Raw genomic sequence first — 274 nt, 5'->3', positions numbered from 1 at the left:
ACAGTAAGACTCATTTCTTCGTGCTATTCCTACAAAAATCCTTGCTAGTTTACCTATCAGTTTCATGATTGATTTCATTTTCTTCAACTTCTTTACCTTCACATTATGGGAATGGAGGGCTCTAAACTCAGGGTTATTCATCACTAGGCTCATAGTTGCTAAGTAGAGGAATCGTCGGAGTCTGGACCTCCCACGCTTTGAAATGACAATCTGACCTTTCCATTTTCCTGAACTTGCTTCAGCTAGGTGTAATCCCGCATGACGTAATAGAGAA

The 274-nt window shown here is 40.5% G+C and carries 1 protein-coding gene; it reads right to left on the bottom strand.

Annotated elements, in window-relative coordinates; translation table 11 throughout:
* Nucleotides 1–274 (bottom strand): transposase (locus TR08_RS19595; RefSeq protein ID WP_045521123.1); only part of this gene is annotated, 274 nt, incomplete at both ends.

The sequence above is a fragment of the Neobacillus niacini genome, from assembly GCF_000759675.1.
GTDB classification, from domain to species: Bacteria; Bacillota; Bacilli; order Bacillales; family Cytobacillaceae; genus Neobacillus; species Neobacillus niacini_A.
The sequence above is the reverse complement of the archived record's forward strand: the minus strand, read 5'-3'. Positions and strand labels throughout refer to the sequence as shown.